The sequence below is a fragment of the Curtobacterium sp. MEB011 genome, assembly GCF_030209655.1.
Taxonomy (GTDB): Bacteria; Actinomycetota; Actinomycetes; order Actinomycetales; family Microbacteriaceae; genus Curtobacterium; species Curtobacterium poinsettiae.
Window position 1 is genome coordinate 54817 of record NZ_JARVRN010000014.1, and the last position, 7413, is coordinate 62229.

The 7413-nt window shown below is 69.8% G+C and carries 9 protein-coding genes; 5 read left to right on the forward strand and 4 right to left on the reverse strand.

Annotated elements, in window-relative coordinates; genetic code table 11:
• Window positions 1-7 precede the first annotated feature (7 nt).
• Window positions 8-940, reverse strand: coding sequence for an NADP-dependent oxidoreductase (locus tag QRN30_RS16295; protein WP_284761443.1), 933 nt, complete (start codon window positions 938-940; stop codon window positions 8-10).
• Window positions 941-1078: 138 nt separating this feature from the next.
• On the opposite strand from QRN30_RS16295, the gene QRN30_RS16300 reads away from it, so the two are divergent.
• Window positions 1079-1651, forward strand: coding sequence for a hypothetical protein (locus QRN30_RS16300; protein ID WP_284761445.1), 573 nt, complete (start codon window positions 1079-1081; stop codon window positions 1649-1651).
• 76 nt (window positions 1652-1727) lie between these two features.
• Here QRN30_RS16300 and QRN30_RS16305 read toward each other — a convergent pair whose 3' ends face one another.
• From QRN30_RS16305 to QRN30_RS16315, 3 genes are read right to left on the reverse strand one after another with little or no spacing between them, the layout of a single operon-like run.
• Window positions 1728-2207 (reverse strand): hypothetical protein, encoded by a 480-nt coding sequence (locus tag QRN30_RS16305; RefSeq protein ID WP_284761446.1) that lies wholly within the window; start codon window positions 2205-2207, stop codon window positions 1728-1730.
• 36 nt (window positions 2208-2243) lie between these two features.
• Window positions 2244-2711, reverse strand: coding sequence for a hypothetical protein (locus tag QRN30_RS16310; protein ID WP_284761447.1), 468 nt, complete (start codon window positions 2709-2711; stop codon window positions 2244-2246).
• A gap of 10 nt (window positions 2712-2721) precedes the next feature.
• Window positions 2722-3249, reverse strand: coding sequence for a hypothetical protein (locus QRN30_RS16315; RefSeq protein WP_284761448.1), 528 nt, complete (start codon window positions 3247-3249; stop codon window positions 2722-2724).
• Window positions 3250-3448: 199 nt separating this feature from the next.
• Between QRN30_RS16315 and QRN30_RS16320 the strand changes: the two genes are divergently transcribed.
• From QRN30_RS16320 to QRN30_RS16335, 4 genes are read left to right on the forward strand one after another with little or no spacing between them, the layout of a single operon-like run.
• Entirely contained in the window at window positions 3449-4288 is an 840-nt protein-coding gene (locus QRN30_RS16320) for an ABC transporter ATP-binding protein (RefSeq protein WP_284761449.1), read from the forward strand.
• Window positions 4285-5082 (forward strand): ABC transporter permease, encoded by a 798-nt coding sequence (locus QRN30_RS16325; RefSeq protein WP_140449452.1) that lies wholly within the window; start codon window positions 4285-4287, stop codon window positions 5080-5082. Before QRN30_RS16320 ends, QRN30_RS16325 begins: the two co-directional genes overlap by 4 nt.
• A gap of 29 nt (window positions 5083-5111) precedes the next feature.
• Window positions 5112-6314, forward strand: coding sequence for a sensor histidine kinase (locus QRN30_RS16330; protein WP_284761452.1), 1203 nt, complete (start codon window positions 5112-5114; stop codon window positions 6312-6314).
• Window positions 6311-6943, forward strand: coding sequence for a response regulator transcription factor (locus QRN30_RS16335; RefSeq protein WP_284761453.1), 633 nt, complete (start codon window positions 6311-6313; stop codon window positions 6941-6943). Before QRN30_RS16330 ends, QRN30_RS16335 begins: the two co-directional genes overlap by 4 nt.
• Window positions 6944-7413: the final 470 nt, after the last annotated feature.

A 7413-nucleotide genomic window follows, 5' to 3' on the forward strand; every position in this document is an offset into this window, starting at 1 on the left:
CATCAACTCACCACGTCAGCACGAACCGCCCCCGCGTCCCGCCCGCTTCCAGCCGCTCATGCGCCTCCACAGCCCGCGCAGCCGGCAGGACCTCAGCGACCCGCGGCGTCAACGTCCCACTCTCCACCGCGTGCCGCAGCTGCTCGAGCTTGTCGAACGACCGGTACTCCGAGAACACCATGATCTGCACGAACTCGATCCCCCGCGCCCCGTTGCCCTGCCACCCCCGCACGTCGAAGAAGACTCCCCCGTCGCGAAGGGCATCCACGACCTCGTCGCGCTGCACGGCAGCATCGGCGAGCGCATCGACCCCGTCTGGCACGAGCTCCCGGACAGCGGAAGCGAAGGAAACACCGCGCGGCACCACGTGGTCCGGCCCGAGCGACCGGACGAGTGCTTCGTCGGCCGGAGCAGCATCCGCGATCACCGTCAGCCCGGCGGCCTTCGCCAGCTGCACCGCGTAGTTCCCGAGCAGCCCAGCGGCTCCGGTCACGGCGAGCGTCTGCCCCGGCGCGAGCGAGGCGTGCGACAGGATCTGCAACGCCGTCAGCCCGTTCATCGAGACTGTGGAGGCGAGCGGAAGAGACGTCCCGCGAGGAATCCGCGTGAACGACCCCACCGGCGCGACGAGCTCCTGCACGTAGGCGCCACCGTGGGCGCTGAGCGGCAGCGCCATCGCCATGACCTCGTCGCCGACCTGCCATCCGGTGACGTCGGGCCCGACCTCGTCGATGACGCCGGCGGCGTCCATCCCCGGCACGAACGGCGGCGAGGCCTGCGAGCTGTCCCGCTGCCCGGCGCGCACCCCCGTGTCGGTCGGGTTCACGGCGAACGCCTGCACCCGGATCCGCACGGATCCCGCACCGGCGTGCGGCTCCGGCACCTCGTGGACGGCGAGGGCCTCGGGCCCTCCGAACTGTTCGACTCCGACGACCTGCATCCTTCCGGTCTACGCGCACGTTGCTTGACACAACCTGACGCGACCACCCCACGGCCTGGAGGCCCGGCACCACCCCGCCCCGCGCCTCCCGCCCGTCAGGGGTGCGGTCCACGGCACATGGTGCGCCATGCTGGCACCGTGCGTTTCGACGAGCTCCTCACCCGGTCTGACGGTCCTGCGATCGCCGAGGAGCTCGCGGCCCTCCGTCGACCCGCCCGGTACGTCCTCGAGGGCGTCCACCAGGAGTCCCGGCAGCAGTACTGGCAGTTCCGCGTCGACATCGACGAGGCCGCGCAGACCTGGACGCTCGTGCGCCAGCGGGCCAAGCCGGTCTCCTACCGCGACGGCGTGCTGCACGAGCCCGACGACGGCCCGATCGACGTGTCGTTCGCCCGGGGCATGGTTTCGTCCCCCGTCGTCCGGATGGCCATGCCCGACCTGATGCTCCGGTGGGGCCGCGCCGCGGACGACGTCCACCCGATCCTGGTCCAGCACGTCGGCGAGCACTCGATCCTGCTGACGTTCGAGCACCACGAGGACCCGGCGTTCCGCACGACGCTGGTGATCGACGAGCGCGACGGCATCGCCCGCCGTTCGTACGAGTACGGCGAGGCCACGATCATCACGAGCGTGCGGACCGCCGAGCCGGACGAGGTCCTGCCCCGCGCCCGCTTCGTGCCACCGACGGACTGGATCCGCCCGCAGTACTGAGGTCGTGACGGCTCCGGTTCGCGATCCCCGACGATCACGAACCAGAACCGTCAGAACTCATTCGTCATCAGGGCCGTCACCGGTAGTCGTCCGGGTCCCCGAGCACGCAGCGCGAGTCCACATTGACGTGCGCGCGGATCTTCGTGGCTGCGATCGACGCACGAGGCTTGCCGTCGGCGCGCGCGACCACGGCCGACACGTCGCCCGTCGCTGCATCCATCTCGGTCTGCGTCGTTGCGAGCTCGTACCCTTGCTCTCTCCAGTGTTCACCGGCCTGTTCGATGAGCACCTGCGGGTCGTCCGGCCTGTCCACCTCGACGTAGTAGCTGAACTCCACCGCCTTCTGCCCGTCGACCTCACAGTCGTTCGCGACCGGCCTCGGGACTTCCTGTGGCCATGTGTCGGGAGCGAGTTCCAGGACCGACCGGAGTTCGGTCACGGCCTGCGAGCGCGCTTCGTCGATGGTCATGGTCTTGCCCGGCCCTGCCATCCCGCACCCCGACAGCGCGAGGATGATCGTGCTGGCCAGAGCGGCAGCGGTCATCGGCTTGTCCACTCACCTCGTCATCGGAGCCGCCCCGCCTCGACGCCGTCACTCGTCGTCATCGTGCACCGACCCCGTTGCACACGGTGACGTCACTTGCACTGCGACCGACGTCGAACTGATCTGGTACGCCGCTCCTGCCGCACCAGCCCGGTCGGCAGTCGCCGAGTAGAGCGTGCCCCTCGCACCGAAATCCGTCTCGGACGGCGATACTCGAAGGCCTTCCGACTCCCAGAACTGCCGGAGTGACTTCGCGGTTGCCTTCGCGTCGTTGTCGACCGACACCGGGAGGAAGTAGGCGAAGCGGACGCCGTCATCGCACTGCTCGGCGGTCGGTTCCGGGGTGTCGGGCCACGACACGTCCACGGCCTTCTCGGTCTTGCGGAGCAGTTGCAAGGCTTCGGCCTTCGCGTCCTCGGGGGTGTGCATCGATTGGCTCCCTCCTGCACAGGCCGTGATGCCCACGGTCAGCAGACTCGCCGTCAACACGACGAGCCCGATGCGTTGCTTCGCCATCACGGCAGGGTCACCTTCGCCACGGCTGTTGTTCATCGTCCGGAGAGCCAGCAACGCACCGGGAGTTGACGGAGACGAGTGCGTTCCCGTTCGTGATCTCGAAGGCTGCGCCCGCCTTGCCGTCAGCCTTCGCCGTGGCTGCGTACACGGTCCCGTACTTCGCCCCGAACTCCTGCTGGCTCCGTTCGACCTGGAGTCCCTTGGAACGCCAGAACTCGGCCAGGGAGTCAGCGAGTTCGGTCTGCTCCGAGGTGACCGGGGCACGCACCATGTACTGGTACCGAACACCCTCGGAACACTTCTTGCTGACTGGGTCCCCGGGCGACGACCAATCGAGGTCAGTGGACGTCGTGGTGTGGTCGAGCAGCGCCAGGGCATCTTTCTGCGTTTCTTCCGGGGTCATGCTCTTCGCTCCGCCCGCGCATCCAGCGAGCACGATCGTGGCGGACAGCAGGGCTACCAGCACGGCGAGCAGCTTGCGGATCGGAGCATGAGGAGGGGCGTCGAGCGGGCTCCACGACACTGTCAGATCGCCCATCATCTCCCCCGTCGCGGCCTGCACCACATCCCCGCCAGCAACATATCAGACGAGTTGCCGGACGCAACGACCCGTGCAGCGTTCTGTGCACGACCGACCCGCACCGCGCCTCCCGGCCTGCACCATCCCCCGATCGGACGATGCCGACACCACCGCACCGGTCGATCCGCCACGGCGACTCGACGACGAAGCTGGACCCATGCCCGAGTCCCCCGCCATCGAGGTCCTGCACCTCGGCAAGCAGTACGCCACCGGTAAACGCGCCGTGGACGACGTCTCCTTCACGATCGAGCGCGGCGAGACCTTCGCGCTCCTCGGCCCCAACGGTGCAGGCAAGTCCACGACGGTCGAGATCCTCGAGGGGTACCGGTCCCGCACCGCCGGCGACGTCCGCGTCCTCGGCCACGACCCCGCACGGACGAGCCGCAGCCACAACGCACGTATCGGCATCGTCCTGCAGACCAGCGCGGAGTCCCCGAACGTCACCGTCGCCGAGCAGCTGAACCACTTCGCCACGCTGTACCCGAAGCACCGCAGCATCGAGGAGCTCCTCACCGCGACGGGACTCGAGACGCAGTGCAACACCCGGATCAGCCGACTGTCCGGAGGCCAGCGCCGCCGCGTCGACGTCGCCCTCGGCATCATCGGCCGCCCCGAGGTCCTGTTCCTCGACGAACCGACGACCGGCTTCGATCCCGAGGCCCGCCGGCAGTTCTGGGACCTCCTGCGGCAGGTGCAGCACGAGGGCACGACGATCCTGCTCACCACGCACTACCTCGACGAAGCCGCCCAGCTCGCCGACCGGGCCGCGGTCATCGCCGACGGGAAGCTCCTCGACCTCGCACCCATCGACGAGATCGGCGGCGCCGAGGCCCGCACGCCCCGGGTCCGCTGGCGTGACGACGGCGGGGAACTCCACGACGAGCGCACCACCGACCCGACGGCGCTCGTCCGCAGCAGCAGCGCCCCCATGCACGACCTCGAAGTCATCCGTCCGTCCCTCGAGGACGTCTACCTCGACATGGTGGGACAGCAGTGAAGACAGCAACCAGCCGCATCTCGTACGAGATCCGCACCTACTTCCGCGCTCCCGACTCGGTCTTCTTCACGTTCCTGTTCCCGATCATCATGTTGGCGCTGTTCTCGGTCGCGTTCTCCGGCGCCGCCGACATCCAGGCCGGCCCCGGCGTCAGCGCCGACTACGCCACCTACTACCTGCCCGGCCTGGTGGCGACGGGCATCCTGCTCTCCGGCACGCAGTCCCTCGGCGTCGACATCGCCGGCGAGCGCAGCGACGGCACGCTGAAGCGTCTCGGCGGCACGCCCTTGCCGGTCCTGTCGTACTTCGTCGGCAAGATCGGCATGGTCCTCGTCACCACGCTCGTGCAGACGGCGCTGCTGCTGGCGATCGCGAGCCTGGTGTTCGGCGTCGACCTGCCGACCGACGCGGGCCGGTGGGGTGTCTTCGCCGGGGTGATGGTCCTCGGGATCGCCACCAGCTGCGTCCTCGGCATCGCGGTCTCGGCGCTCCCCCGCGAGGGGCGCCGCGCCACCGCCACCATCGTCCCGATCGTGCTGGTGCTGCAGTTCATCTCCGGCGTCTACCTGCCCTTCACGCAGCTCCCCACCTGGTTGCAGGACGTCGCGTCCGTCTTCCCCCTGCGCTGGATGGCGTCCGGCATGCGCTCCGTCTTCCTGCCCGGTGCATTCGAGTCGGGTGAGCCGGGAGGCGCGTGGCACCTCGGCCTCGGAGCCCTCGTGCTGGCAGCGTGGCTGGTCCTGGGCACGGTGGCCTGCCTGTTGACGTTCCGTTGGAACCGCAAGGACGCCTGATGGCGCCCCGCTGGTGGGATGCTGGGCACATGAACGGCGAGACGTGGATGCGCAACCGCTGGCTGCACGTCTTCTTCGCGGGCACGATGGCCCTCACCGCGGTGATCACCGTGTACGGCTGGTCCCCGTGGTCGACCCGCTGGCCGGCGTACACCGCGGTCGTGGTGCTCATCGTCGCCTACGTCGTGTTCGGCCACCGCGGCTACGACAGCCCCCGTGCCGCCGCGGCCTTCCTGCCGCTGGTCCTCGTCTCCGCCCTGGTGTTGCCCGCCGTGGTGCCGAGCACCGCGTTCGTGCAGTGCATCGCGTTCCCGCTCGTCTGGGTGCAGTCCGAGCGGGTCCGCACCGGCGTCCTGCTCTCGGTCGCGGTCGGCATCGCGAGCGGCATCGGCCTGCAGGTCTCCGACGGCCCGGACGCCCTCGTCAGCACCCTGCTCATCGAGGGCATCAGCGTCATCGGTGCCTGCGCGATGGGCGTGTGGATCTCGAGCGTCGCCGACCTGTCCGAGGAACGCCGCCAGCTCCTCGACGAACTCCGCGCCACCCAGCAGTCCCTCGCCGATGCCCACCGGAGCGCGGGCGTCGCGAGCGAACGGGAGCGCCTGGCCCGCGAGATCCACGACACCGTCGCGCAGAACCTCGCCGGCATCGTCATGCTCACCGAGCGCGCCCGCAAGGACCTGGCGAACGACCGGGGAGCCGCGCTCGACGAACGACTGGCGGTCCTCGAGGAGTCGGCACGAGCGGCGCTCGAGGACTCCCGCGCCCTCATCGCCGCCGGGGTCGCCGGTGCCACGAGCGGCAGCCTCGCCGGGGCACTGCACCGGCTCGCCGAGCGGTACACCCGTGAGACCGGCACGCCCGTTGCCGTCGACGCGACCGACGGCCCGCTCGACCGTGACGCCCAGGTCGTACTGCTCCGGGTCGTCCAGGAGTCCCTCGCGAACATCCGCGCGCACGCCGACGCCCGTACCGTCCGGATCGTCCTGCGGCACGCGCCCGAACACGTCGGCGTCCGCGTGGTCGACGACGGCGTCGGGTTCGACACCGGCGTGCCGACTGCCGGGCACGGTCTCCGGGGCCTCCACGAACGGCTGGCGCTCTCCGGCGGTACCTGCACGATCACGAGCACACCGGGCGGCGGCACCGTCGTCGACGCGAGCCTGCCCACCGGACCCGAGCCGAGCCTCCCGGCCGTCGAACGCCACGTCCTCGCAGAGGTGACCCGGTGATCCGTGTCGTGGTCGCTGACGACCATCCGATCGTCCGGTCGGGCATCGTCGCGCTGTTGCAGGACGCCGCCGACATCGCGGTCGTCGGTCAGGCCAGCGACGGCCGCGCCGCGGTGACGGTGGCGCTGGCCGAACGCCCCGACGTCGTGCTCATGGACCTCCGGATGCCGGTGCTCGACGGCGATGCGGCGACGGCGGAGATCCTCGCCGCCGACCCAGGCATCCGCGTCCTGATCCTGACGACGTACGAGTCCGACGACCAGATCCTCGCCGCCATCGAGGCCGGCGCCACCGGCTACCTGCTGAAGGCAGCCCCGGAGTCCGAGATCCTCGCCGGCGTCAGGGCGACCGCACGGGGCGAGACCGCGCTGGCACCATCGGCGGCCGCAGCGCTCGTCCGCCGAGCGACGGGATCCCTCCCCGCTGCTGCCGGCCCGACGCTGACCCCGCGCGAGCTCGACGTCCTGCGCCTCGTCGCCCAGGGCAACAGCAACCCGGCGATCGGGCGCGCACTGTTCCTCAGTGAGGCCACGGTGAAGACCCACCTCGGCCACGTCTTCGAGAAGCTCGGCGTGAACGACCGCACCCGTGCGGTGATCCGCGCGATGGAGCTCCAGCTCCTCCCCTGATCAACTCCGCAGTCAGGCACCGCTGATCACCGCAGCGCACCTGAAGGGCATCGACGTCGTGCTCCAGCGCATCCGCTATCGCCAGAGCCCGACGTACACCAGTCCGCCGAAGACGACGGACACCCCGCCGATCGCGATCAGCCAGATCGGTGCGCTCATGCTCGACGTCCCCGGTTCTTCGCAGTCCCCCCGGCTCCGACCCTATGGCTCCGTGCACGACGGGGATCTTTCCCTGCAGCGCGTGTGACGGTTCCGGTTCGCGATTCCCGACGATCCTGAACCAGAACCGTCACCGGGCAGACAAGAGACCCGGTCCCGCGCAATGGACCTGACCACGGCGCAACGACGCACACAGCGTGCCGGTGCGCACCGCTGGCATGACCACCGCCGTCAGATCGCTCAGAACAACCCCGTAAACGCAGAAAACCCCTGACCATGAATGGTCAGGGGTTCCCTGTTGTTGCTACGTT

Bases quoted from the DNA above. Each gene is read 5' to 3' on its own strand.
- QRN30_RS16310 (WP_284761447.1), bottom strand. From the start codon at position 2,711: ATGGCGAAGCAACGCATCGGGCTCGTCGTGTTGACGGCGAGTCTGCTG.
- QRN30_RS16330 (WP_284761452.1), top strand. From the start codon at position 5,112: ATGAACGGCGAGACGTGGATGCGCAACCGCTGGCTGCACGTCTTCTTC.
- QRN30_RS16315 (WP_284761448.1), bottom strand. From the start codon at position 3,249: ATGGGCGATCTGACAGTGTCGTGGAGCCCGCTCGACGCCCCTCCTCAT.
- QRN30_RS16320 (WP_284761449.1), top strand. From the start codon at position 3,449: ATGCCCGAGTCCCCCGCCATCGAGGTCCTGCACCTCGGCAAGCAGTAC.
- QRN30_RS16295 (WP_284761443.1), bottom strand. From the start codon at position 940: ATGCAGGTCGTCGGAGTCGAACAGTTCGGAGGGCCCGAGGCCCTCGCC.